Origin of the sequence: Nocardiopsis flavescens (assembly GCF_900141985.1) — a bacterium.
Classification (GTDB): domain Bacteria; phylum Actinomycetota; class Actinomycetes; order Streptosporangiales; family Streptosporangiaceae; genus Nocardiopsis; species Nocardiopsis flavescens.
Map to the genome: position 1 here is coordinate 23,077 of NZ_FQZK01000027.1, position 22,130 is coordinate 45,206.

A 22,130-nucleotide genomic window follows, 5' to 3' on the forward strand; every position below is an offset into this window, starting at 1 on the left:
GGCCCCGCCTCAGAGGACGTCGGGCGGGGTGTCCAGCACCGTGCGGTCGCGGGAGGCCACCAGGTCGAACTGCGGACCGGTGCGCGGCAGCTCGTGGCGGAAGAAGTAGGCCGCCGCCGCCCGCTTGCCGGCGCGGAACGCCGCGTCCCCGGCGTCCCGCGCGTCCCCCGCGTCTCCGAGGGCGACCAGCTGCTCCAGCCACATCCAGGCCACCACCACGTGCCCGACCGCCTCCAGGTAGGGGGTGGCGTTGGCCAGCGCCTCCGCGGGGTCGCCGCCGGCCCAGGCCGCCGCGGCGGTCCGGGCCACCCGGTCCAGCGCGGCGTCCAGCAGGTCGGCGAACTCCGCCTCGGCCCCGCCGCGCGCGCGGGCCCGCGCCGAGGTGGCCCCCGCCGTCTCCAGCAGCAGCGCCAGCCCGGCCCCGCCGCCCCGGACCGCCTTGCGCCCCAGCAGGTCCAGCGCCTGGATGCCGTGCGTGCCCTCGTGGATCGCGTTGAGCCGGTTGTCCCGGTAGTGCTGCTCCACGTCGTACTCGCGCGTGTACCCGTACCCGCCGTGCACCTGGATCGCCAGGCTGTTGGCCTCCAGGCACCACTGCGAGGGCCAGCTCTTGGCGACGGGGGTGAGCACGTCCAGCAGTGCGTCGGCGCGCTCGCGCGCCGCCGCGTCCGGCGCGGTCTCGGCCTCGTCGACCAGCCGGGCGCAGTACAGGACCAGCGCCAGCGCCCCCTCCGCGTAGCTCTTCTGCGCCAGCAGCATCCGCCGCACGTCGGTGTGCTCGACGATGGGCACCGGCGGGCGCGAGGGGTCCTTGTCGCCGAGCGCGCGGCCCTGGAGCCGCTCGCGGGCGTAGGCCAGCGACTTCAGGTACCCGGTGTAGCCGAGGGCGGCGGCGCCCGAGCCGACCCCGATCCGGGCGCCGTTCATCATGTGGAACATGTACCGCAGCCCCTGGTGGGGCTCCCCGACCAGGTACCCGACGGCGCCGGGCCGCCCGCCGGGGGTGTGCCGCCCCTCGCCGAAGTTGAGCAGGGCGTTGGCGGTGCCGCGGTAGCCCATCTTGTGGTTGAGGCCGGCGGGCACGACGTCGTTGCGCTCGCCGAGTGAACCGTCGGCGTTCACCAGGTGCTTGGGCACGATGAACAGCGAGATGCCCTTGACCCCGGCCGGGCCGCCGGGGATCTTGGCCAGCACCAGGTGGACGATGTTCTCGGTGAGCTCGTGGTCGCCCGCCGAGATCCACATCTTGTTGCCGAACAGCCGGTACGTGCCGTCCCCGGCGTCCTGCGCCCGGGTGGTGATGTCGGCCAGGGAGCTGCCCGCCTGGGGCTCGGACAGGCACATGGTGCCGGTGAACCGGCCCTCCACCATGGGCCGCACGTAGGTGTCCACCTGCTCTGGGGTGCCGTGGGCGAGCAGCAGCCGGGCGTTGCCGACGGTGAGGAAGGGGTAGGCGGCGGAGCCCGGGTTGGCGGCCTGGAACCAGGCGTTGCACGCCCCGGCGACGACGTGGGGGAGCTGCCCGCCGCCGACGGAGGCGGGCAGCCCGGCCGCGTTGAGGCCGGTCTCGGCCAGGACCTCCAGGGCCTTCCCGACCTGGGGGATGACGTGGACGCGCTCGCCGTCGAACCGGGGCTCGTCGGTGTCGTTGGCCTTGTTGTGCGGGGCGAAGTGGTCGGTGGCGACGCGTTCGGCCAGGTCGAGGGCGCCGTCGAACGTCTCGCGGGAGTGGTCGGCGTAGGAGGGGCGCCGGGTGAGGGACTCGGCGTCGAGCCAGTCGTAGAGCAGGAATCGCAGGTCGCGGGCGGACAGCAGGGTGGACGCCACGGGGTCGCCTCCTCGGAGTGATGGACCGACTGGTCGGTATGGTACCCGTGCGGGCGGCGTCCCGGGGGCCCGGGGCCCGGCCGGGCGGCCGTTGCGGCGGCCCGCCCGTGCGCCGCCGGCGGACGCGTCCGGCCCGGGGGAGGGGCCCGGCGCTCCCGGCCGCCTGGGTACCCCTGTCCGCGGGGCGGCCCGTCGGCGGCCCGCCGTCTCCGCGGACGGCCGATGGCCTCGGGGGCACGTATTGCGGAGTGCTGCGACCTTTGCGCGGGTGCGTGCCCGCAGCCGTGGCCGTTGCCGGGTCCCGGCTCCCCCTGACCCCGGCCGGGGAGGGTGCCGCGGCCCCCGGCGGGCGGCGGCGCACGCCCTAGGCTGGGCGTGCACGTCCGACCGCCGCACGCCCACGACAAGGAGCGCCGTGTCCACTCCCGCCGCCGACCCCTCCCGCACCGTCCTGCTGCTCAACGGCCCCAACATCAACCTGCTCGGCACCCGCGACCCCGCCCAGTACGGGACCACCACCCTGGTCGAGATCGAGGCCCGCGCGGCCGAACTCGGCAAGGAGCTGGGGGTGGAGGTGGTCTGCGCGCAGAGCAACGGCGAGGGCGAGATGGTCGACCGCCTGCACGCCGCCCGCGGCTGGGCCGGCGTGGTCATGAACCCCGGCGCCTACGCCCACTACAGCATCGCGCTGCGCGACGCCGTCGACGCCATCGAGGCCCCCGTGGTGGAGGTGCACATCTCCAACGTGTACGCCCGCGAGGAGTTCCGGCACACCTCCGTCACCGCCCCGGTGGCCGCCGGGTACGTCGCCGGGTGCGGCGTGTTCGGCTACGAGTTGGCCCTGCGCGCGGTCCTGCACCGGGCGGCCGAGCGCGGCGCCCTGGGCTGACGCTCCCGCCGCGCGCCCGTGCCCCCCGGGGGGTACCGACCGGTCGGTCTCGCCCGGGCGCACGGGCGCGCGGCGCACCGGGCTCAGCGGAAGGTCGTGAGCGCCTCCCCGTCCCGCTCCAGGTGCGCGTGGTCGTTGAACGACAGCAGCCGGGTGCCGCCGCGCCCGTGCACCACCTTGGTGAGCGACCCGTTCACCACGATCCGGTTCAGCTCCAGGAACCCGTGCTCCGGGGCTCGCAGCAGCGCCGCCGCCACCGTCGCGACCACCCCCGCCGAGGTGAACACCAGCGCCGACTCGCCCCGGCCCAGCCCGGCCGCCGTCTCCTCCAGCGCGGCCAGCACCCCGCCGCGGAACCCCTCCCAGCTGCCCGGCCCCGCGCCGCCGGCGCCGATCCACGCCGACAGCCCGGCGTCCAGCCGCTCCTGGAGGGTGCCCGCGGCGGCGGGGGAGCGGGCCAGCAGCTCCAGGTGCCCGTACTCGTTCCAGCGCTCGTCGACCACCGGCGCGGCGTCGATCCCGGCCCCGGCCAGCGCGGTCCGCGCCGTCTGGCGCTGCCTGCGCAGCGACCCCGACAGCACGGCCGCGGGGCGCAGCCCGCGGCGCGCCAGCTCGGCGCCCAGCAGCCGTGCCTGCTCGTGCCCGGTGGGGCTCAACTCGTCGTAGTCCCGCGCCTCCGGCGATGCCTTGCCGTGGCGGATGAGGTAGATGCTCGGCATCGCCCCAGGGTACGAGCGGGCCCCGCCGGGCCCGCGTCCCGCCCCCGCCGCACCGGCGGTGCGCCGACCCGCGGCGCACACGCCCCGCCCTCGCCGCGCACACGCCCCACCCCCGCCGAGCACGCGGACGGGGCCGGGGAGCGCCGACGCTCCCCGGCCCCGCCGTTCGGGGTCCCCGTCAGGGACGGTACGCGGCCGCCCCGGAGAACTCGGCGATCGAGCCCCCCGCGGCGATGGACGCGCGGGCCGGGATCTCGGCGTCCTCCTTGGCCTTGAGCAGGGCGCCCAGGCCCACCGCCTCCTCGGGCGCCAGGAACGCCACGCCGTCGGAGTCGGCGAACACCACGTCGCCCGGGCGCACGACCGCGCCCGCGATGCTCACGGGGACGTTGATCGCGCCCTCGATCCCGGCGATCCGCGTGGTCAGCGGGCTGAAGCCGCGGGAGAGCACGGGCAGGTCGTAGGCGAGGGTCTCGTCGTGGTCGTTGACCGAGCCGTCGATGACCGCGCCGACCGCGCCGCGCGCCTTGGCGGTGTAGGACACCAGGCCGCCGAAGCACGACCGCTGGAGGTCGCCGGACTGGTCGACGACGAGCACGTCGCCGGGGCGCAGCATGTCGGCGGCCATGTGGACGGCGGTGGAGTCCAGGTGCGGGATGCGCACGGTGACGGCCGTGCCGACGAACTTCAGCGGTCGGCGGTTGGGCGTCAGTCCCAGGGCGAAGCCGTGGTCGCGCAGGTGGCCCAGGGTGGAGACGCACGTCGGGGACAGCTCGTCGACGAGGGACCCGTCGATCTGGCCCGGCATCTCGTTCACGGTGAACACGGGGAGGTCCTTTCCGGTCGGTGGGGCGCGGCTCTACTGCGCGCTGGAGAGGTAGGGGATGAAGGTGGTGATCTCGGGGACCAGGATGAGGATGGCCACGACGACGAAGTCGGCGATGATGAACGGCACGATGCCGCGGAAGATCCGACCCAGCCCGGCCTCGGGCACGGCGCCGGAGTAGACGAAGGCGTTCATGCCGACCGGCGGCGTGATGAGCGCCATCTCGGCCACCTTCACGATGAGCACGCCCAGCCAGATGCCGTCGAACCCGTAGCCGACCAGGATCGGGTGCAGCAGCGGCCCCGCGATGAGGATCATCGAGATCCCGTCGAGGAACATGCCCAGCGGCAGCAGCACCAGCAGGCACAGCACCAGCACCACGTACGCGTTGAGGTCGGCGGACAGGACGGCGTTGACGACCGCGGTGCTCGCCCCGGACAGGGCCAGGAAGTACGTGAACACCCCGGCGCCGACCATGAGCAGGAACGTCATGGCGGTCATCCCCACGGCCTCGGCCACGGAGTCCCTGACCACGCGCATCCACCGCGGCGGGCGGGTGCGGATGAGCAGGATGACCAGAGCCGACACCGCGCCGAAGGACGCCGCCTCGGTGGCGGTGGCCACGCCCAGGTAGATCGTGCCGATGGACACCGCGAAGATGACCACCAGGAAGCCGAAGCCGACCAGGTCCAGGGGCGGGGGGCGGTTGCCCGCGGGGTCCCGCGCCGCCTCCGGGGCCGGGTCGCCGCCGGGTGCCGCGGGGGTCCCCGCGGAGCCCGCCGCCGCGGCGCCGACCTTCTCGCGCTCCCGCTCCCGGGCCGCCCTGCGGCGGTCGCCCAGGACCACCAGCAGCACGATGGTGACCGCGTAGACGAGGATCGTCAGCAGGCCCGGGCCGATGCCGGCCAGCAGCAGCTGCCCGATGTTCTCCTCGGTGACCACGCCGTACAGCACGAGCACGATGGACGGCGGGATCAGCACGCCCAGCGTGCCGCCCGCGCAGACCACGCCCGCGGCCAGGCGCAGCCCGTGCCCGGCCCTGACGATGGCGTCCGTGGACACCCGCGCCATGGTGGCCACCGTGGCGACGCTGGAGCCCGTGACCGCGGCGAACAGCCCCGATCCGGACAGCGACGCCAGCGCGGTGCCGCCCGGCAGGCGGCGCAGCACCCGCGAGGCCAGGTCGAACCCGGCCTGGGCGAGCCGGGCGTGCACGGCGAACACGCCCATGAGGATGAACAGCGGGATGATGGTCAGCGAGTAGTCGGCCGCCGTGGAGTACGGCTGGTTGGCCGCCGTGCTGACCGCGGCGCCCGTGCTGCGCATGAGCACGACGCCGAGCAGGCCCGCGAGCATCAGGGAGAGCCCGACGTGGAACCTGATGGCGAGCAGCCCCAGGAAGACGGCGAACACCGCCACCAGGATGAGGATCGTTCCTCCGGTCATCGCGGGACCTCCCCGTGGTGGGCCGCGGCCGGGGACACCGGTTCCGGGGCGGTGTCCGGTGCGCCCGCGTCGATGACGACCGCCTCGGTGGCGGCGGCGGGACCGTCGTCGGGCTCGCGTCCGGCCAGGCGGGCGCGCAGCCGTGCGGCCTCGCGGCCGACCGCGGCCACGAAGAACAGCAGGAACGACAGGAAGAGGACGAGCTTGGCCGGCCAGGTGGGCAGGCGCAGGATGTCGTTGGTGGTCTCGCTGCGGTCGACGGCGCTGAACAGCACCTCGCCCAGCCCCCAGACCATGAGGGCGCCGACGACCACCAGCAGCACCGCGCGCACCGCGGACAGCACCGTGCGGGTGCGGTGCCCCAGGCGCTCCTCGATGAGGCTCACCGCGACGTGGCGGCCGTCGAGCTCGGCGGAGGACAGCCCCAGGAAGGCGACCGCCACCAGGAGCAGGGTGGAGATGTCCACGGTGCCCAGGATCGATCGGCCCTGGACGTTGCGGCTCACCACGTCGGCCACGGTCAGCAGCATCAGGACCAGCAGCAGCAGGCCCGCGGCCAGGCTGAACACGGTGGACGCGGACGCCAGGGGCCGCGTCGGGCGGAACCGGGTCATGCGTCCCCACCTCCCATGCAGGCGACCAGCGGGTCGGCGTAGTCGGAGGACTCCGACTCCTCGGCGATGATCCGCCGGTAGTCGTCCAGGACCGACCGGGCGTCGTAGCCGCGCTCCTCGTAGCGCGCCACCCACGACTCGGCGGCGTCCACCTCCTCGCGCAGCTCCGACACCTGGTCCTCGGGCAGCGAGGCGAACTCCGCGCCGGACTCCCTGAGCTCGGTGCAGGAGGTCTCGCCCAGCGCGTCCATCTCCTCCAGGCCGAAGGAGATCCCCCGCGCGGAGACCTCGGTGAGGGCGTCGCGGTACTCCTGCGGCATGCCCTGGAAGAGCTCCTCGTTGACGACCACGATCGAGGACGAGTACGCCCCGATGCCCGGGTCGAGCACGTACGGGGTGGTCGTCGACAGGCCGAAGGTCGGCAGGTTGGCGATGGCCAGCGAGGTGTAGCCGTCCACCACGCCGCGGGACATGGACTCGTAGATGTCGTTGGCCGTCATGGCCACCGGGTTGGCGCCCGCGGCCAGCATGACCTCCGAGGTCAGGCCGCCCGCCCGGACGCTGCGCCCGCGCAGGTCGTCCAGGTCGCGGGCCTCCTGCTGGAGCCCGACCGCGGCGATGCCCAGCGGCAGCGGGAACAGCAGGCGCACGCCCTGGCGGTCGAAGTCCTCGCGGTAGACCTCGTTCTCCTCGTAGAGGCGCTCGATGGCGGTCATCTGCACCTCCGGGTTCTTGGTCTCGAAGGGCAGCTCGATGACGGTGAACATCGACAGGTCCGAGGCGGCGTAGATGGAGCCGACCTGGGCCATGTCGGCGCGGCCGTCCAGGGTGGCCTGGACCGACTCGTCCGCGCCCACCAGGCTCTGCGAGTAGTGGAACCGGACGGTGACGCCGCCGTCGGTGGCCTCCTCGACCTCCTCGGCCCACCGCTGGATGGCGCGGGACTGGTCGGAGGTGGAGTTGGAGTACGTCGTGTAGTGCAGGACGTAGGTGCCGTCGGCACCCGCGGCGCCCGAGCACGCGGTCGCGGTGAGCGCCAGGGCGGCCCCGGCGGCGGCCGCCTGGAGGCGCCGCCGGGACCTGTTCGGGGTGTGGGATCCGAATGCCTTCATGGCGCTACTCCGCTGGTGCCACGCGGTAGCGCCGCAGCGTCAGGGCGGGGTTGGCCCTGCGGACCGCGTCCAGCCGCGCCCGCTCCAGGACGGCCGTCCCCACGCCCGGGGCCTCGCCGAGCGAGGCCAGGGCGATGCCCATCGGGTCGACGACGGCGCTGTTGCCCGAGCCGGTCGGCCCGCTCTGGTCGGCGGCGAGCACGTAGACGGTGTTCTCGATCGCCCGGGCGCGCAGCAGCGTGTTCCAGTGGTACTCCTTGAGCGGGCCGGGGACCCACTCGGCGGGCAGCGCGACGACGTCCGCCCCGGCGTCCACCAGGACCCGGGTGGTCTCGGGGAAGCGCAGGTCGTAGCAGGTCTGCATGCCCACCGTGAACCCGTCGACCTCCAGCAGCTGGGGCGCGGCCGGGTCGGCCGCGATGACGCGGTCGGACTCCTTGTAGCCGAAGGCGTCGTAGAGGTGCACCTTGCGGTAGACCGCGCGGACCTCCCCCTCGCCCAGGCCGACCAGGGTGTTGTGGATGCGCCCGTTCTCCGCGGTCTCGTTGATCCCGGCGACGGCGAACACGCCGAGTTCGGCGGTCAGCTCCCGCAGGCGGGCCACGGTGGGCCCGTCCAGGGTCTCGGCGGCGTCGACGAACCGGTCGTCCATGGCCGGGGCGGTGAACACCGCGTACTCGGGGAGGACGACCAGGCGCGCGCCGCGGCCGGCGGCCTCGCGCAGGAGGCGCTCGATCTCGGCCAGGTTGGCGGCCTTGTCCTCGGTGGGGGCGAACTGGGCGACGGCGACGTTCAGGGTCATCAACGGTTCCTCAGATCGTTCTCGATGGTGCGCAGGGCGTCGATCGCCCCGGTGAATCCGGCGAACATGGCGCCGTACTGCATGGTGGTCACGATGGTCGCGGCCCCCTCCTCCACGGCCAGGCGCTGTTCCGCGGGGCTCCAGGCGGGGAGCACCCAGGGCTTGCCGGCGGCGCGGGCGGCGCGGGCCAGGTGGCGCAGGTCGTCCAGGTCGGCCTCGGTGACGCCGTAGGCGCCCCGGTCGCGGCGCAGGGACAGGTCCGAGGGGCCGATGAAGATGCCGTCGACGACGGGCAGCCCCAGGATGGCCTCGATGTCGGCGAACGCCGAGGCGTCCTCGATCATCGGGTAGCAGCGCGTCCCCCGGTCCTGCCGCGTCACCCACTCGTCGGTGAAACCACGGTAGCCGGACGTGCGCCCACCTGCGAAGGAGCGGTCCCCGAGCGGGGGGAACTTGGCGTAGCCGCAGACCTGCGCGGCGTGCTCCACGGACTCCACGTGGGGGATCGCGACGGCGTTCGCCCCGAAGTCCAGGGCCTGCTGGATGGGCCCGCGCTCGGGCCCCAGGACCTTGGCGATGACGTCCATGCCCTTGGCCCGGATGAACGGGATGAGGGAGTCCAGGGCGGCGAGGTCGAACAGTCCGTGCTCGATGTCGAGGACGACGGTTCCGAATCCGGCCAGGTGGGCCATCTCCACGGCCGCGGTCGAGGGCTCCGTCAACCAGACGGCGTGCCGCTTCTCTCCCAGCTCACTCATAGGGCTCCTTGCGAAAAGTTGTGATCCACAGCATGAAAACATGTGCTGTGGACAACATGTATACACGGGGCATCCACGGAGTGCAAAGGTAGGGTGGGACGGTGGACGAACAAAAGAACAGCGGAAACCCCGGCACGGCGCGGCGTTCCGCGCGCGAGCGCGCCTACGAATGGATCGGCGAGGCCATCCTCTCGGGGAGGTACGCCGAAGGGCGGTTCCTCGACGAGGCGGTGCTGGCCGCCGAGGTCGGCACCTCGCGGACCCCGGTCCGCGAGGCCCTGCACCGCCTCCAGGCCGAGAGCTTCGTCGAGCTCGTCCCGCGCCGCGGCGCCCAGGTCCGCGTCGTCACCTCCACCGAGATGAAGGAGATCTACCAGGCCCGCTTCGTCATCGAGTCCCACGCCGCGACCGAGATCTGTCGGCACCGGCGCGGCGCCCCCGCCGATGCCCGGGAGCTGATCGAGGAGATGGAGGCCGCCGGGCGCGAACGCGACTGGAACACCATGGCCCGCCTCGACCAGCTCTTCCACGCGTCCCTGGTCCGCCACCGCGGCAACGCGGTCCTGGCCGAGATGTACGACGCCATGCGCCCGCGCCAGGTGCGCCTGTCCGTGCGCACCATCACCGAGGCCCCCGAGCGGCTGGCCACCATCGAGCGCGAGCACCGGCTCATCGCCGAGCTGCTGGGCGGGCACGACGGCGAGGCGGCCGTGGCCGTCCTCGCCACCCACCTGCGCGAGGTCCCCGAGGTCGTGCGGGCCTTCCCGGGCTGACCGGGGGCCGCCGTCCCCGGCGGGGCGGGGCGCTCGTGCGCTTTCGTGGGTTCGGCGGCCGGGTGGCCGGGCTCCGCGCCGTGCGTCCGGGGCGGGTGCCTGCCCGTGCCGTGTATCCGCGGTTTCACGGCCCTGCGCCGGGGCGGACCGTTGCGCGGTGCGTTCCCGCCGTCCGGACGGCCGCCGCGCGGTGCCGGGCGGGCGGCTCAGGGGGCGGCCGTGCGGGGCGCCGTCCGGTGGTCCCGCGGCGGTGAGCCCAGCAGGGCCGAGAAGGCCGCGGAGAACGCCGCCGGGCTGGCGTACCCCAGGTCGGCGGCGACCCTGGCCACCGGCTCGCCCCGGTCCAGCGCGGGCAGCGCGCGCAGCACGCAGGCCCGCCGCCGCCACCGCGCGAACCCCATGCCGGTCTGGGCCCGGAACAGCCGGTGCAGCGTCCGCTCCCCGACGTGCAGCCGGGCCGCCCAGCGGGCGGGCGGGTCGTGCACGTCGGGCGCCTCCAGGAACTCCTCGCACAGCGCGCGCAGCCCCGCGTGCTCGGGCAGCGGCAGGTCCAGCGGCAGCGGGACCAGCCGCCGCAGCTCGTGCAGGACCAGCGCGACCAGCGCCCCGTCCCGCCCGCGCCCGTCGTAGCGCGGCTCGATGTCCACCGCCTCCGACACCAGCGCCCGCAGCAGCGGCGAGACCTCCACGACCTGGCAGCGCTCGGGGAACCACGGCACCGCGGCCGGCTCCAGGTACAGGCTCCGGGTGGACACGCCCTCCATGGTCACCTCGTGGCCGGTCCCCGCCGGGACCAGCACGGCGCGCTGGGGCGGCACGGTCCACGCGCCGTCGGCGGTGCGCACCCGCATCACCCCCGTGGCGCCGTACAGGAACTGCGCCCGCCGGTGCCGGTGCAGGGCGAGCACGAACCCGGGCGGGTAGTCCGTGCCGATCGCCAGGACCGGCCGGTCGATGTCCTCCACCTCGGAGACGGGTATGTCGCGCACGGGACCGGACCCTACCGGGTGCCCCGGACCTGTCCGGTGCGCGATCGTTCCTGTCGTTCCACCGAATGCGCGCCGGTCCCCGCGTCCGTACCGTGGTGCGGGTGCTCTCCTCCCTCCTCGCGCTCCTGGCCCTGGGCTGCCTGAGCGGCCTCACCACGGTGGCCTTCGGCTTCGGCGGCGGCTTCGTCACCGTCCCGGTCGTCTACGCGTTCACGCTGGCCCGGGGCGAGCCGGGCACGGACGCCATGGCGGTGGCCGTGGCGACCTCCACGGCCGTCATGATCGTCAACTCCTCCGCCGCGACCCTGGCCCAGTACCGGGCCGGGCGGCTGCGCCGGGAGTACCTGTGGCCGCTGGCCGCCTACATCGGCCTGGGCAGCGCGGCCGGCGCGTGGGCGGCCACCCTGGCCGGGGGCGCGGTCCAGCACGCGCTGTTCGTGGCCTACCTGGTGGTGACCATCGCCGACAGCCTGCTGCGCCGGGGCTTCCTCGACCGGCCCGACGGCCGGGGCGCCCGCCCGCCGCGCCGCGGGGCGGTCCCGGCGCTGGGCGCGGGCATCGGCGCCGTCACCGGCTTCCTGGGGGTGGGCGGCAGCGTCATGACCGTGCCGCTGCTGCGCCGCCGGGGGCTGCCCATGCTGGAGGCCACCGCCATGGCCAACCCGCTCAGCCTGCCGGTCGCCCTGGCCGGGACCGCGGTCTACGCGCTGCTGGGCACCGGCGGGGCGGGTGCGGGGCAGGGGTACGCGGGCTCGGTCGACCTGGTCGCGGCGGCGCTGCTGCTGACCGGGTCCCTGCCCGCCATCGCCCTGGCCCGGCGCCACGTGGGGCGGGTGCCCGACCGCGTGCACGCCGTGGCCTTCGTGGTCCTGCTCGCGCTCGCGCTGGTCGCCGTCCTGCTGGTCTGAGGCGCCCGCGCCGGGGTCAGGCCCCGGCGCGCCGCGCACCGCCCGCGGGGACCCGGGCGAACAGGTACGCCGCGGCCGTGAGCAGGGCGGCGGTCACCGCAGTCAGCCCCCACAGGGCGCCCGCGCCGAGGTCGCCGGCGTTGGACACCAGGTTGAGGGCGGACAGCGGCAGCGCGTGCGCGAACACCGCGGGCCAGACGCTGCCGAAGCGGACGGTCACGGCGCTGAGGAACAGCCCCAGGGGGAACAGCGCGGCCGTGGTGACCGCCATCATGTCCCAGGGGAGCGCTCCCTGGAGCGCCATGGTGCCGTGCAGCGGGACGTGGAAGAGCACCCAGACCCCGGAGATCAGCGCGGACGAGCGCCAGAACCCCAGGTCGGCCAGGGTCTGCTGGAGCAGGCCCCGCCAGGCGGCCTCCTCCCCGAGCGTGCTCAGGGAGAAGAGCAGCACCGAGGGCAGGAGCAGGACGGCGAACCGGAGCAGGGCCGCGGCCGGCTGGGGCTCGGCCGGTCCCAGGAGGACGGCCGCGGCGGCGGAGAGCGCGTAGACGGCGGTCAGGGCCGCCACCGCCGCCAGGCCGCCGCCCACCAGGCGGCGCCACCCGCCCGGGCGCAGGGACATCCAGCGCAGCGGCCCGCCGGGCAGCGGCACCAGGCGCAGCACCGCGAGCGCCACCAGCGCGGGCAGCCAGCGGCCGACGACGACGAACCAGCCGGGCAGGGGGGTGTCCAGTAGCAGGAACAGGCCGCAGACGAGGGTGATCGCGATCAGGACCAGGATGATGAACAGGCCCGCCGCACGGAGCGGCATCTTATTTGTTCGTTGCACAAATAGAGACGGTAGCATCCCACGATGACGAAGAAGCAGCGCAGGCGCGGCCCCCGGGGGGACATCAGCGCACCGGACCTGCTGGCCGCCGCCGAGCGCGTCCTGCGCGGGGGCGGGCTCGCGGCCCTGACCCTGCGGGCCGTGGCCCGGGAGGCCGACGTCACGCCGACCGCCCTGTACACCTACTTCGACGACATGGCCGACCTGCGCCACCGGCTCGGCGACGCGTTCCTTGCGGGGCTCGACCTCGCCCTGCTCCGGGAGCGGGAACCGGAGGAGGGCCTGCGCCTGTTCCTGCACCACGTGCTCGCGGTCTTCCGGTCCTCGCCCGGGCACGTGGAGCTGCTCGCGGCCCAGCGGATCGCCGGTCCGCACTCCCTGGCGCTGAACGAGGCGCTGCTGGGGTTCTTCACCGACCGGATGGGGCACACGCCGCGGCGGGCCGCGGCGCTGACCGGGTTCGCCACGGAGTGGGTGCACGGGACCCTGCTGCTGTCGGCGGACGCGTCCTCGCCGGGCTTTCGGCGGGCGCTGTCGCGCATGGACCCGGCGGACTTCCCCCGCACCGCGGCGGTCCCCCCGTTCGACGGGGACGAGGAGGGGGTGCGGCTCCTGGTCGCCGCGGCCACCGCCGGGTGAGGCCGGGGCGGGGGCCGGGGTCAGGCCCGGCCCCCGCCGGGGTCAGGCCCCGGCGGGATCCAGCACGTCGAACCCGAACCCGGCGGCGCGCAGCCGGGCGATGAGGGCGTCGCCCATGGCGGTCGCCGTGGTCACCTGGCCGCGGGTGGGCGGCAGGTCGTCGTGGACCAGGCACAGCGCCGACTCGGCGAGCATGACGGCCGTGCCCAGGTAGCCGGGGTCGGGGCCCGACACCCGCGTGTACACCCGGCGCCCGCCGCCCCGGCCCGCGAAGTGCACCGTGAACCAGCCCGCGGCCAGCTCGGCGTCGCCGGGACCCTCGCCGGGGGCGCGCAGCGCCAGCAGCCGGTCGCGCAGCGCGGGCACCCGCGCCGCCGCCAGCAGCCCGCCGGCCCCCGCGGCGGCGGCGACCGCGCTGACCGGCCGCCGGAACGCCGCGTAGTGCCCGTAGGTGAAGTCGGGCCCGTAGCGCTCCGAGGCCGCCGCCGAGCGCACCACCACCCGCGGGTCCAGGGTGGGCAGCGGCAGCGTCCACCCGCGGGCGAGCCGGGTGCGCGGCAGGCCCCGCCGGTCGACCCGTACCCGCCGCCCCGGGACGGTGCCCTCCAGGGCGCGCCGCCGCCGCGCCGCGGCCAGGGCCCGACCGGGCTCGGCGAACGCGCCGACCAGCGAGTGCAGGGTGCCGCCGGAGGGCGCCCCCTGGGCCCGCACGAACCCCTCGACGTGCAGCGGCACGCCCTCGGGCAGCCGCTGGACGGTGAACAGCGCGCCCAGGTCGTGCGGAACGGAGTCGAACCCGCAGGCGTGCACGATCCGCGCCCCGCTCCCGACGGCGGCGGCGTGGTGCTCCGCGTACATGCGGTCCACGAACTCCGGTTCGCCGCACAGGTCCAGGTAGTCGGTGCCCTCGGCCGCGCAGGCCGCCACCAGCGGCTCCCCGTGGACGGCGTAGGGGCCCACGGTGCTGGCGACGGCCCGCGTCGAGGCCGCCAGGCGGCGCACGGAGGCGGGGTCCGCCACGTCGGCCACGAGCAGGTCGGGGACGGGCGAGCCGGGCGCCGCCGCGGCGACCCGCTCGCGCACGTCCTCCAGCTTCCCCCGGTCGCGCCCGGCCAGGGCCCACCGGGCGCCGGCGGGCAGCCGGCCCGCCAGGTACCGGGCGGTCAGCCCGCCGGTGAAGCCGGTCGCCCCGAACAGAACGATGTCGTGGTCGCGTCGCACGCTGGTCCCCCGTGGTCGGTCGTCGGTCGCGCCTGTCCGCCTGGTGTGCAGGGACCAGTCTGTCAGGCCCGGCTGCGGACACCGGGGGCGGTGCGGCCGGGTGCCGGGCGGTCCCGCTTCGATGCGCTGTGTCTCCGGGGCGTGGCGGCCCGGAGACGGGTGGTCCCGCCCTGAACGCGCTGCGGCCGGGTGCGGCGGCCCCGTCCTGATGCGGTGCGGGGCCGGAGCACCCCCGGAGCCAGGTGCCGCGGGCGGCCCGGCCGGGAGGGGCGTGCCGGGGCCCGCCTCCCGGCGGACCCCGGCACGCGGACCCCGCTCAGACCAGGTCGGCCAGCAGCGGGATCTGCTCGGGGTCGGCCAGCGCCGACCCGACCGCCACCATCCGCGCCCCCGCGTCGAGGTACTCCCGCGCGTTGCGGGCGTCCATCCCGCCGGTGGCCACGATCCGCACGTCCGGGAACGGCCCGCCCATGGCGCGGAACCAGTCGGTCCCCAGTGCCGTCGCCGGGAAGGCCTTCACCCAGCGCCCGCCCGCCCGCAGCACGCCCTGCACGTCCGTCGGCGTGGCCACCCCGGGAAGGTGCGGCATGCCCGCCGCCTCCGACGCGGCCATGACCTCGGGGTCGAAGCCCGGCGCGACGGTGAACGCCGCTCCGGCGCCGGCCACGGCACGCACCTGGTCCGGGGTGATCACCGTGCCCGCCCCGACCGGGTGGCCGCGTTCGGCCCCCGCCCGGACGGTGGCGCGCAGCGCCTCCAGCCCGGCCCCGTCCCGGGCGGGCACCTCGATCGCGGTCACGCCCAGGTCCCACGCCCGCCGGGCCAGCGCCACCGTGGTCTCCACCGGCATGCCGCGCAGGATCGCCAGCACGCGGTGCCCCGCGAACAGGCCGTCCAGTCCCTCGTCACCCATCCTCTTCCCCTCTCCCGGCGGCCTCGGCCGCCGCAGCGCTCGCGGTCCACCGCTCGTCGGGGACCGCCAGGAGTTCGTCGACCAGCCGCGGCGGGGGAGGGGCGGCCAGGTCGCCCGCCACCCGCAGGACGCGCCCCGCGCACAGGTGCCCCAGCCGCAGGCGCCCCCGGGAGCCGAGGCCGCGCAGGCGCCCCGCCAGGTACCCGGCGGCGAACGCGTCGCCCGCCCCGACCGGCTCGACGACCTCCACCGGCGGCGCGGGCACGAACACCTCGCGTCCGCCGTGGAACTCGGTGGCGCCGTGCGCGGCGTCCTTCACCACCAGCCGGTCGGTGTCCGGCAGCAGGTCCCGCACGTCGCGGGCGGTGCGGGTGCCCCACAGCTCCTCGGCCTCGTCCCGGCCGACGAAGACGACGTCGGCCAGGCGCGCCAGGGCCAGCAGCCGGGGCGCGGCCATGCCCGGCCCCCACAGCCGCGGCCGGTGGTTGACGTCGAAGCTCACCGTCAGCGCCGGGTCCGACAGCAGGGCCTCGGCGAGGGCGTCGCACCCGGGGGAGAGCGCCGGGGTCACCCCCGACAGGTGCACGCTCTGCGCGCCCCGCACCAGCGGGTGCCGGGCCAGTTCCGGTCCGAGCGCCGACCCGGCGGACCCGGCCCGGTAGTAGTGGACGGTGGTCCCCCCGGGGGAGGCGTCCTTGGCGAACAGGCCCGTGGGCCGGTCCGGGTCCACGCGCACGCCGGACACGTCCACGCCCCGGTCGCGCAGGGCCCCCACGACCACCCGCCCGAAGGGGTCCTCGCCCACCCCGCCCAGCCAGGCGGCCCGGTGCCCGAGGGCGGCCAGGCCGCAGGCGACGTTGGACTCGGCGCCCGCCGCGCCCGCGGACAGCAGCGGGGACCGGTCCAGGGGGAGCGGTCCGGCCGCGGTGAGCAGCAGCATGGTCTCGCCCACGCAGGCGACCTGCGGCGTCACGGGGCGCCTCCGAAGGTGCGGGCCGCCGGGGCGGCGGCCCCGGCGGGGAACGAGAAGACCGCGCCGTCGCCGGGGCCGGGCCGGGCGAGGCCGACGGACGCGGAGGAGACGAACAGCCGCGGCTCGGGCCCGTCGACCACGCACACGCTCGTGGGCTGGGCGGCCGGTACCCCGACCACCCGCTCCAGGGCCCCGTCGGGGTCGTAGCGGTGGACCCGCCCGGCGCCCCAGACCGCCACCCACAGGTGCCCGGCGTCGTCGACCTGCATCCCGTCCGGGCTGCCCTCGGCCAGCCGGGCGAAGACGGTGCGCCCGCCGGGCTCCCCGTCCGGGGACACGTCGTAGGCGTCGATGCGGCCCGCGGCGCTGTCGGCCAGGTACATGCGGGTTCCGTCCGCGGTGAAGGCGGGGCCGTTGGGCACGGTGTAGCCGTCCAGGACCCGGGTGACCCGGCCGCCGGGGTCGGTGCGGTAGAGCGACCCGGCCCCGGTCGTGCCGTCGTAGGCCATCGACCCGGCCCAGAACCGGCCGTGCGGGTCGCAGCAGCCGTCGTTCATGCGCATGGGGGCGGCGGCGCCGTCCTCGGGACGGCCCAGCCACCGCTCCACGCCGCCGGCGCCCAGCAGGGCCACCCCGGTGCCCGCCGCGGCGACGTAGGCGCCCGGCCGGTCCCGGACCGGCGCCACCGCCCCCAGCGGCACCCCCAGGGAGGCGACCTCCCGGGCGGGCCCGGGGGAGGAGGGGTCCAGCCGCAGGAGCCTGCCGGCGAGGATGTCCACCACCAGCAGGTCGGCGCCGTGCAGGCGCAGCCCCTCGCCCAGTTCGAAGCGGTCGGCGCTCCACGGTTCCACGGACATGTGCGTCACCTCCCCCTCACCACTCCGCGAAGGAGCCGTCGTCGTGGCTCCACACCGGGGGCCGCCAGCGGTGGCCGGTGCGGTCCGCCCGCCGCACGGCGTCCTCGTCCACCTCCACGCCCAGGCCGGGGGCCTCGGTGCGGTGGATGTGCCCGTCGGGGAAGGCGAAGGCGTCGGCGTCCAGGACGTAGTCGAGCAGCTCGGCGTCCCGGTTGTAGTGGATGCCCATGCTCTGCTCCTGGATGAGGAAGTTGGGCGTGGCGAAGGCGACCTGCAGGCTCGCCGCCAGGGCCAGCGGCCCCAGCGGGCAGTGCGGGGCCAGCAGCGCGTCGTAGGTCTCGGCCAGCGAGGCGATCCGGCGCACCTCGGAGATCCCCCCGGCGTGCGACAGGTCCGGCTGGGCGACCGCGATGCCCGCCTGGAGCGCGGGCAGGAACTCGCTCCGGCCGAACAGCCGCTCCCCGGTGGCGATCGGCACCGGGCTGGAGCGCACCACGTCGGCGAGCAGGTGCCCGTACTCGGGCAGCACCGGCTCCTCGGCGAACATGGGGCGCAGCGGCTCCAGCAGGGGCAGCACCCGGCGGGCGGTGGCGGCGTTGAACCGGCCGTGGAAGTCCACGGCCACGTCCCGGTCCGGGCCCAGGACCTCGCGCACCCCGGCCAGCCGCCCCACGATCGCGTCGATCTCCCGGACGGTGGCCGAGCGGCCCACCACCCCGGCCGCGTTCATCTTGACGGCGGTCAGCCCGGACTCCACGCGCGCGGCGACGGCGTCGGCCAGCTCGGCCGGGTCGTCCCCGCCGACCCAGCCGTACACGCGGACCTTGTCGCGGACCGGGCCGCCCAGCAGCCGGTGCACGGGCACGCCCAGGCTCTTGCCCGCGATGTCCCACAGCGCCTGGTCCAGCCCGGCGACGGCGCTGGAGAGCACCGGCCCGCCGCGGTAGAACGCGGCCTTGGTGAGGCGCTGCCAGTGGTGCTCGACGGGGCGGGGGTCCTGGCCCAGCAGGAGGTCGGACAGCTCCCCGACGGCGGCGCGCACCGTCTCGGCCCGCCCCTCCACCACGGGTTCGCCCCAGCCGACGACCCCCTCGTCGGTCTCCACCCGGCACATCAGCCACCGGGGCGGGACCAGGAAGGTCTCGATACGGGTGATCTTCACTGCGGTCTCTCCAGATCGTCTTCGTGCGCGTCGTCCTCGGTGACGCGGAGCAGGTCCTCCCGGGCCTGGGCGAGCAGGGAGCGCATGGCGGCCTCGGCGGCGGCCGGGTCCCCGGCGGCGACGGCGTCGGTGACGGCCCCGTGGCTGGGCACCGGGTCCTTGTGCGCGCCCCCGTGCACCAGGCGGTCGCGCTCGGACAGCCCCGCGGCGAAGAAGACGTCGGTGCGGGTGAACAGCTCGTTGTGCGTCGCCGCCAGCAGGGCGCGGTGCCAGCGCAGGTCGGCCCGGACGGCCTCCTCGGCCGGGCCGTCCGCGGTCTCGCCCATCTCCGCCAGCGCGGCCCGCAGCTCGGCGGTGTCGCCGCCGGTGCGGCGCTCGGCGGCGAGCCGGGCGGCGGCGGGCTCCAGGGCGTCGCGCAGCTCGGCCAGGTCGCGGAAGAACACGTCGCCGGCCCCCGCGGCGATCTGCCACCGGACCACGTCCGGGTCGAGCAGGTTCCAGTCGCCGCGGGGGCGCACGAACGTCCCCTTCTTCTGCCGCGAGCCCACCAGGCCCTTGGCCGCCAGGACCTTGATCGCCTCGCGGATCGCGGTCAGGCTCAGGTCCAGCTCCCCGCTGAGCGCGGCCAGGTCGATCGTCTCGCCCTCGCCGATCCGGCCGGAGAGCACGCGCTCCCCCAGCAACCGCACCGTCTGGCCGTGCACACCGCGCCCCGAGTAGGCCGCCATCGCTTCCTCCGTTCCGGGCGCCTTACGACGACGCCTTGTAGATACTCCACCCTCCGTCGACCGGCAGGCTCGCCCCGGTGACGTAGGAGGCCTCCGCGGAGGCCAGGAAGGAGATGACGGAGGCGACCTCGCCGGGGTCGCCGAAGCGGCCCGCCGCGGTCTGCTCGACGCTGGCGCGCCGGTCCTCCTCGCCCACGCCCTCCCAAGCGGCGGTGAGCACCGGGCCGGGCAGCACGCAGTTGACGCGCACGCGCGGCCCGTACTCCACGGCCAGCTGGCGGGTCAGCGCGGTGAGCCCGCCCTTGGTGGTGGCGTAGGCCGGGCGCCCCGGGAGCCCGAACCAGGCGTGCACCGAGGAGGTGACGACGACGCTGCCGCCCTGGGCGGACAGGTCCTCCAGGCAGGCGCGCACCCCCAGGAACGCGCCGGTGAGGTTGACCGACAGCTGCCGCTCCCAGGAGGCGAGCGAGGTCTCGTGCGCGGGCGCCTGCTCGAAGGTGTACGCGTTGGAGACCAGCACCCCCACCGGCCCGAAGGCGGCGCGCGCCTCCTCCACGACGCGGGTCCAGGAGGCCTCGTCGGCCACGTCGGCCCGCAGCGCCAGGGCCCGGCCGCCGCGGGCGCGGATGCGCTCGGCGGCCCCCTCCACGCCGGGGGACAGGTCGGTCAGCACCACCGAGGCGCCCTCGGCGGCCAGGCGGGCCGCGGTGGCCTCCCCGATGCCCTGCGCCGCCCCGGTCACCACGGCCGTCGTTCCCGTGTGCCTGCCGTCGGTCATGCCCACTCCGTCCTCTGGTCGGTCGGCGGGTGCGCCCGGCGGGCGCCGCCTCCCCGGGGCCGCGGCCCGGTCACCGCTCCTCCGGGGTGAAGTCCACGTCGGCCGGGGTGTGCGACCCGGACCCGGGTACCGGGGTGTCGAACCGTACGGGCTCGCCGGGCAGGGCCCGCGCGAGAACGGCGCCGGACTCCCGGTGCACCAGGGAGCCGGCCCGGCGGGACGTGAACGCCCCGGCCAGGCGGGGCCGCGCGGGGTCCCGGGCGTCCCAGCGGGGCGCCCGCTCCCAGAAGCCGTCCGGGGTGACCCCGGCGACCGGCCCCGTCCCGGTGCCGAGGCCGAACTCGACGGCCAGCCGCGTCGCCTGGCCCGGCGCCAGGTCGGCGAGGGGGCCCAGCGCCTCGACCTCGGTCACCCGGTCGACCGGGCACAGCCCGCCCAGGTGCTCCAGCGGCCGGTCCACCGGCGCCTCCAGCCAGACCTCGGCGCGCGAGCCGGAGTCGGGGTAGGCGCCCCCCTCCGCCACGGCGAAGCGCTGGGTCAGGGTGCCGGCGGCGCCCACGTGGGCCAGCCACCCCGAGGCCGTGGGGAAGCCGACCTTGCCCACCACGTCCTGGGCGGGGACCCGCAGCACGCCCGGGGCGTGCTCCAAGACCCGCGGGTTGCCGTTGCCCGCCACCAGCGGGACGGTGTGCGGGCCCGGCCCGCGCACGCCCGCGTACACGCCGCCCGCGTCCCCGGCCGCGCCGGAGCCGTCGATCTGCGTGACGTTCCACAGCGCCCACCGGCGGGCGGTGCCGGAGGTGTTGACCGCCTCCAGGTCCAGCCGGAACCCGGCGGTGCCGGGCTCCAGGGTGATGCGGCGGCGCAGGCGCAGCCCCGACCGCGGGTCGTCCCCGCTGGTCAGGGTGAGCACGGCGGAGCCGTCGGCGGCGGAGGAGGCCTCGGCCGCGTAGGCGCCCGAGTCCAGGACGGGGTCGGGGGGACCGGCCCACTGTCCGGGCCCGTCCCACCCCTGGGGCGCGGGCCAGGTCTTGTCCCCGCCCACGTTGTTCCACGCGCTCATCGGCCCGTCCACCGGGCCCAGCTCCACACCCGGGACGGCCCGCAGGTCCGCGTCCAGCAGGCGCGGGTTGCGGTACAGGTGCTCGCGGCCCCGCAGGCGCACCGACAGCAGGCGCCCGCCCAGGCCGGGGGCGGCCGTCAGCCGGACCGTCCCGTTGTCCAGGACGATCCGCTCGCCGACCCCCGCCCCCTCGCGGCGGACCTCCGCGCCGCTCATCCGGCCTCCCCGTTGACCAGGCACACCTTGCCCCGGCTCGCGCCCGCGGCCAGCCGGTAGGCGGCGTCGGCCTCGGACAGGTCGAAGCGGTCCGAGACCACCCGCTCGGGGGACAGCCCCCAGCGGACCAGGTTGACCGACAGCTCGGCCATGGCGGGCAGCGAGGTCACCCACGACGCGTACAGGGTGAGCTGCTTGTGCAGGAGGGTGTCCGACACCTCGGTCTCCAGGGTGCCGCCCTCGCCCACCAGGGACACCCGGCCCCACTCGGCCGCCCCCTCCAGGGCCAGGGAGCGGCCCGCGCGCGAGCCGGAGCAGTCGATGGCGGTGGCCGCGCCCCGCCCGCCGGTGGTCCGGGCGACCACCTCGGCGGCCTCCTCCGGGGAGGCCAGCGCGTCGAACACGTCCAGGGTCCGCGCCCACGCGCGGCGCCCCTCGTCGGGCTCCACGCCGATGACGCGGGCGGCGCCCATGCCGCCGCCGATCATGCCCGCGGCCAGGCCGACCGGGCCCAGGCCCACGACCAGCAGGTCGCCGTCGCCGTTGACGCCGATGCGCCGCAGGCCCTCGTAGGCGGTGCCGAACCCGCAGGCGATGAGCGCGCCGTCCACGAAGGACAGCTCGTCGGGCAGCGGGACCAGGGTCGACTCCTCGGCGAGCAGGTACTCGGCGTGGCCGCCGTCGCGCTGCCAGCCGTAGGAGGCCCGGCCCGGGTCGGTGCAGCTGATCATGTGGCCGCGGCGGCAGTTGTCGCAGAGCCCGCAGCCGGCGATGTGGTACACGATGACCCGGTCGCCGGGGCCGAACCGGCGGCACCCGGGGCCGGCCTGCACCACCGTGCCCGAGGGCTCGTGGCCCGCCACGACGCCCCGGTAGGCGGGGCCGTCGACGCCGCGGTGCGTCTTGTGCTCGCGGTAGATGTAGCCGATGTCGCTGCCGCAGATGCCCGAGGCGCCGATCCGCAGCAGCACCTGGCCCGGTCCGGGCTCGGGCACGGGCAGGGTGTCCACGACCGCCGTGGAGTCGCCGGGCAGGCGCACCCCGCGCATGGTGGCGGGCAGGGGCCCGGAGTCCGTCGCGTTCACTGT

General features: G+C 76.1%; 23 protein-coding genes. 4 read left to right on the plus strand and 19 right to left on the minus strand.

Features of this window, described 5'->3' with window-relative positions; translation table 11 throughout:
* Nucleotides 1-9: 9 nt before the first annotated feature.
* Nucleotides 10-1,827: an acyl-CoA dehydrogenase gene (locus BUE45_RS27270; protein WP_073383611.1), complete on the minus strand. Its 1,818-nt coding sequence runs from the start codon at nt 1,825-1,827 to the stop codon at nt 10-12.
* 415 nt (nt 1,828-2,242) lie between these two features.
* Between BUE45_RS27270 and aroQ the strand changes: the two genes are divergently transcribed.
* The gene (gene aroQ, locus BUE45_RS27275) at nt 2,243-2,716 is read left to right on the plus strand and encodes a type II 3-dehydroquinate dehydratase (protein ID WP_073383613.1); all 474 of its coding nucleotides are present in this window, start codon (nt 2,243-2,245) and stop codon (nt 2,714-2,716) included.
* An 83-nt stretch (nt 2,717-2,799) separates the two neighbouring features.
* Here aroQ and BUE45_RS27280 read toward each other — a convergent pair whose 3' ends face one another.
* The 7 genes from BUE45_RS27280 to BUE45_RS27310 all read right to left on the minus strand — a co-directional run bounded on the left by BUE45_RS27280 (nt 2,800) and on the right by BUE45_RS27310 (nt 8,993).
* Nucleotides 2,800-3,435 carry a histidine phosphatase family protein gene (locus tag BUE45_RS27280; RefSeq protein ID WP_073383616.1) on the minus strand — a complete coding sequence of 212 codons (636 nt, stop codon included), beginning with the start codon at nt 3,433-3,435 and terminating at the stop codon, nt 2,800-2,802.
* Nucleotides 3,436-3,613: 178 nt separating this feature from the next.
* Nucleotides 3,614-4,261 (minus strand): RraA family protein, encoded by a 648-nt coding sequence (locus tag BUE45_RS27285; protein ID WP_073383618.1) that lies wholly within the window; start codon nt 4,259-4,261, stop codon nt 3,614-3,616.
* Nucleotides 4,262-4,294: 33 nt separating this feature from the next.
* Nucleotides 4,295-5,707, minus strand: coding sequence for a TRAP transporter large permease (locus BUE45_RS27290; RefSeq protein ID WP_073383621.1), 1,413 nt, complete (start codon nt 5,705-5,707; stop codon nt 4,295-4,297).
* Nucleotides 5,704-6,321, minus strand: coding sequence for a TRAP transporter small permease (locus BUE45_RS27295; RefSeq protein WP_073383623.1), 618 nt, complete (start codon nt 6,319-6,321; stop codon nt 5,704-5,706). Before BUE45_RS27295 ends, BUE45_RS27290 begins: the two co-directional genes overlap by 4 nt.
* On the minus strand, nt 6,318-7,433 hold the full coding sequence (locus BUE45_RS27300) for a C4-dicarboxylate TRAP transporter substrate-binding protein (RefSeq protein WP_073383626.1): 1,116 nt from the start codon (nt 7,431-7,433) through the stop codon (nt 6,318-6,320). The genes BUE45_RS27295 and BUE45_RS27300 overlap by 4 nt, the downstream gene beginning before the upstream one ends.
* 4 nt (nt 7,434-7,437) lie before the next feature.
* On the minus strand, nt 7,438-8,235 hold the full coding sequence (locus BUE45_RS27305) for a carbon-nitrogen hydrolase family protein (protein WP_073383629.1): 798 nt from the start codon (nt 8,233-8,235) through the stop codon (nt 7,438-7,440).
* Entirely contained in the window at nt 8,235-8,993 is a 759-nt protein-coding gene (locus BUE45_RS27310; protein WP_073383632.1) for an HpcH/HpaI aldolase family protein, read from the minus strand. The genes BUE45_RS27305 and BUE45_RS27310 overlap by 1 nt, the downstream gene beginning before the upstream one ends.
* A 101-nt stretch (nt 8,994-9,094) precedes the next feature.
* Between BUE45_RS27310 and BUE45_RS27315 the strand changes: the two genes are divergently transcribed.
* A complete protein-coding gene (locus tag BUE45_RS27315) occupies nt 9,095-9,766 on the plus strand; it encodes a GntR family transcriptional regulator (RefSeq protein ID WP_073383634.1) in 672 nt (223 codons plus the stop codon).
* Between the two features lie 206 nt (nt 9,767-9,972).
* Here the strand turns inward: BUE45_RS27315 and BUE45_RS27320 are convergent, their stop codons facing one another.
* Nucleotides 9,973-10,755, minus strand: coding sequence for an AraC family transcriptional regulator (locus BUE45_RS27320; RefSeq protein ID WP_073383638.1), 783 nt, complete (start codon nt 10,753-10,755; stop codon nt 9,973-9,975).
* A 101-nt stretch (nt 10,756-10,856) separates the two neighbouring features.
* Here BUE45_RS27320 and BUE45_RS27325 point away from each other — a divergent pair, with 101 nt between their 5' ends.
* The gene (locus BUE45_RS27325; RefSeq protein ID WP_073383724.1) at nt 10,857-11,663 is read left to right on the plus strand and encodes a sulfite exporter TauE/SafE family protein; all 807 of its coding nucleotides are present in this window, start codon (nt 10,857-10,859) and stop codon (nt 11,661-11,663) included.
* A gap of 16 nt (nt 11,664-11,679) precedes the next feature.
* Here the strand turns inward: BUE45_RS27325 and BUE45_RS27330 are convergent, their stop codons facing one another.
* Nucleotides 11,680-12,492, minus strand: a complete 813-nt coding sequence (locus BUE45_RS27330; protein ID WP_143173502.1) for a CPBP family intramembrane glutamic endopeptidase — start codon at nt 12,490-12,492, stop codon at nt 11,680-11,682.
* Between the two features lie 24 nt (nt 12,493-12,516).
* Here BUE45_RS27330 and BUE45_RS27335 point away from each other — a divergent pair, with 24 nt between their 5' ends.
* Nucleotides 12,517-13,131, plus strand: coding sequence for a TetR/AcrR family transcriptional regulator (locus BUE45_RS27335; RefSeq protein WP_073383643.1), 615 nt, complete (start codon nt 12,517-12,519; stop codon nt 13,129-13,131).
* Nucleotides 13,132-13,173: 42 nt separating this feature from the next.
* On the opposite strand, the gene BUE45_RS27340 is transcribed toward BUE45_RS27335, so the two are convergent.
* From BUE45_RS27340 to BUE45_RS27380, 9 genes are all read right to left on the minus strand, one after another.
* The gene (locus BUE45_RS27340; RefSeq protein WP_073383646.1) at nt 13,174-14,352 is read right to left on the minus strand and encodes a saccharopine dehydrogenase family protein; all 1,179 of its coding nucleotides are present in this window, start codon (nt 14,350-14,352) and stop codon (nt 13,174-13,176) included.
* A 316-nt stretch (nt 14,353-14,668) separates the two neighbouring features.
* Nucleotides 14,669-15,265 (minus strand): bifunctional 4-hydroxy-2-oxoglutarate aldolase/2-dehydro-3-deoxy-phosphogluconate aldolase, encoded by a 597-nt coding sequence (locus BUE45_RS27345; protein WP_073383648.1) that lies wholly within the window; start codon nt 15,263-15,265, stop codon nt 14,669-14,671.
* Nucleotides 15,258-16,238, minus strand: coding sequence for a sugar kinase (locus tag BUE45_RS27350; RefSeq protein ID WP_073383651.1), 981 nt, complete (start codon nt 16,236-16,238; stop codon nt 15,258-15,260). The genes BUE45_RS27345 and BUE45_RS27350 overlap by 8 nt, the downstream gene beginning before the upstream one ends.
* Entirely contained in the window at nt 16,235-17,095 is an 861-nt protein-coding gene (locus tag BUE45_RS27355) for an SMP-30/gluconolactonase/LRE family protein (RefSeq protein ID WP_073383655.1), read from the minus strand. Before BUE45_RS27355 ends, BUE45_RS27350 begins: the two co-directional genes overlap by 4 nt.
* 16 nt (nt 17,096-17,111) lie before the next feature.
* The gene (dgoD, locus tag BUE45_RS27360) at nt 17,112-18,257 is read right to left on the minus strand and encodes a galactonate dehydratase (RefSeq protein WP_073383658.1); all 1,146 of its coding nucleotides are present in this window, start codon (nt 18,255-18,257) and stop codon (nt 17,112-17,114) included.
* The gene (locus BUE45_RS27365; RefSeq protein WP_073383660.1) at nt 18,254-18,985 is read right to left on the minus strand and encodes a FadR/GntR family transcriptional regulator; all 732 of its coding nucleotides are present in this window, start codon (nt 18,983-18,985) and stop codon (nt 18,254-18,256) included. Before BUE45_RS27365 ends, dgoD begins: the two co-directional genes overlap by 4 nt.
* A 22-nt stretch (nt 18,986-19,007) precedes the next feature.
* Nucleotides 19,008-19,763 carry an SDR family NAD(P)-dependent oxidoreductase gene (locus tag BUE45_RS27370; protein WP_073383663.1) on the minus strand — a complete coding sequence of 252 codons (756 nt, stop codon included), beginning with the start codon at nt 19,761-19,763 and terminating at the stop codon, nt 19,008-19,010.
* A gap of 70 nt (nt 19,764-19,833) precedes the next feature.
* On the minus strand, nt 19,834-21,042 hold the full coding sequence (locus tag BUE45_RS27375; RefSeq protein ID WP_073383665.1) for a DUF4380 domain-containing protein: 1,209 nt from the start codon (nt 21,040-21,042) through the stop codon (nt 19,834-19,836).
* Nucleotides 21,039-22,127 carry a zinc-dependent alcohol dehydrogenase family protein gene (locus BUE45_RS27380; RefSeq protein WP_245833493.1) on the minus strand — a complete coding sequence of 363 codons (1,089 nt, stop codon included), beginning with the start codon at nt 22,125-22,127 and terminating at the stop codon, nt 21,039-21,041. Before BUE45_RS27380 ends, BUE45_RS27375 begins: the two co-directional genes overlap by 4 nt.
* Between the last annotated feature and the right edge of the window lie 3 nt (nt 22,128-22,130).

Coding starts and splice junctions, on each gene's coding strand:
- BUE45_RS27335 (WP_073383643.1), top strand. CDS start 12,517: ATGACGAAGAAGCAGCGCAGGCGCGGCCCCCGGGGGGACATCAGCGCA.
- BUE45_RS27305 (WP_073383629.1), bottom strand. CDS start 8,235: ATGACCCTGAACGTCGCCGTCGCCCAGTTCGCCCCCACCGAGGACAAG.
- BUE45_RS27300 (WP_073383626.1), bottom strand. CDS start 7,433: ATGAAGGCATTCGGATCCCACACCCCGAACAGGTCCCGGCGGCGCCTC.
- BUE45_RS27295 (WP_073383623.1), bottom strand. CDS start 6,321: ATGACCCGGTTCCGCCCGACGCGGCCCCTGGCGTCCGCGTCCACCGTG.
- BUE45_RS27310 (WP_073383632.1), bottom strand. CDS start 8,993: ATGAGTGAGCTGGGAGAGAAGCGGCACGCCGTCTGGTTGACGGAGCCC.
- BUE45_RS27290 (WP_073383621.1), bottom strand. CDS start 5,707: ATGACCGGAGGAACGATCCTCATCCTGGTGGCGGTGTTCGCCGTCTTC.
- BUE45_RS27345 (WP_073383648.1), bottom strand. CDS start 15,265: ATGGGTGACGAGGGACTGGACGGCCTGTTCGCGGGGCACCGCGTGCTG.
- BUE45_RS27375 (WP_073383665.1), bottom strand. CDS start 21,042: ATGAGCGGCGCGGAGGTCCGCCGCGAGGGGGCGGGGGTCGGCGAGCGG.
- BUE45_RS27355 (WP_073383655.1), bottom strand. CDS start 17,095: ATGTCCGTGGAACCGTGGAGCGCCGACCGCTTCGAACTGGGCGAGGGG.
- BUE45_RS27280 (WP_073383616.1), bottom strand. CDS start 3,435: ATGCCGAGCATCTACCTCATCCGCCACGGCAAGGCATCGCCGGAGGCG.
- BUE45_RS27365 (WP_073383660.1), bottom strand. CDS start 18,985: ATGGCGGCCTACTCGGGGCGCGGTGTGCACGGCCAGACGGTGCGGTTG.
- BUE45_RS27370 (WP_073383663.1), bottom strand. CDS start 19,763: ATGACCGACGGCAGGCACACGGGAACGACGGCCGTGGTGACCGGGGCG.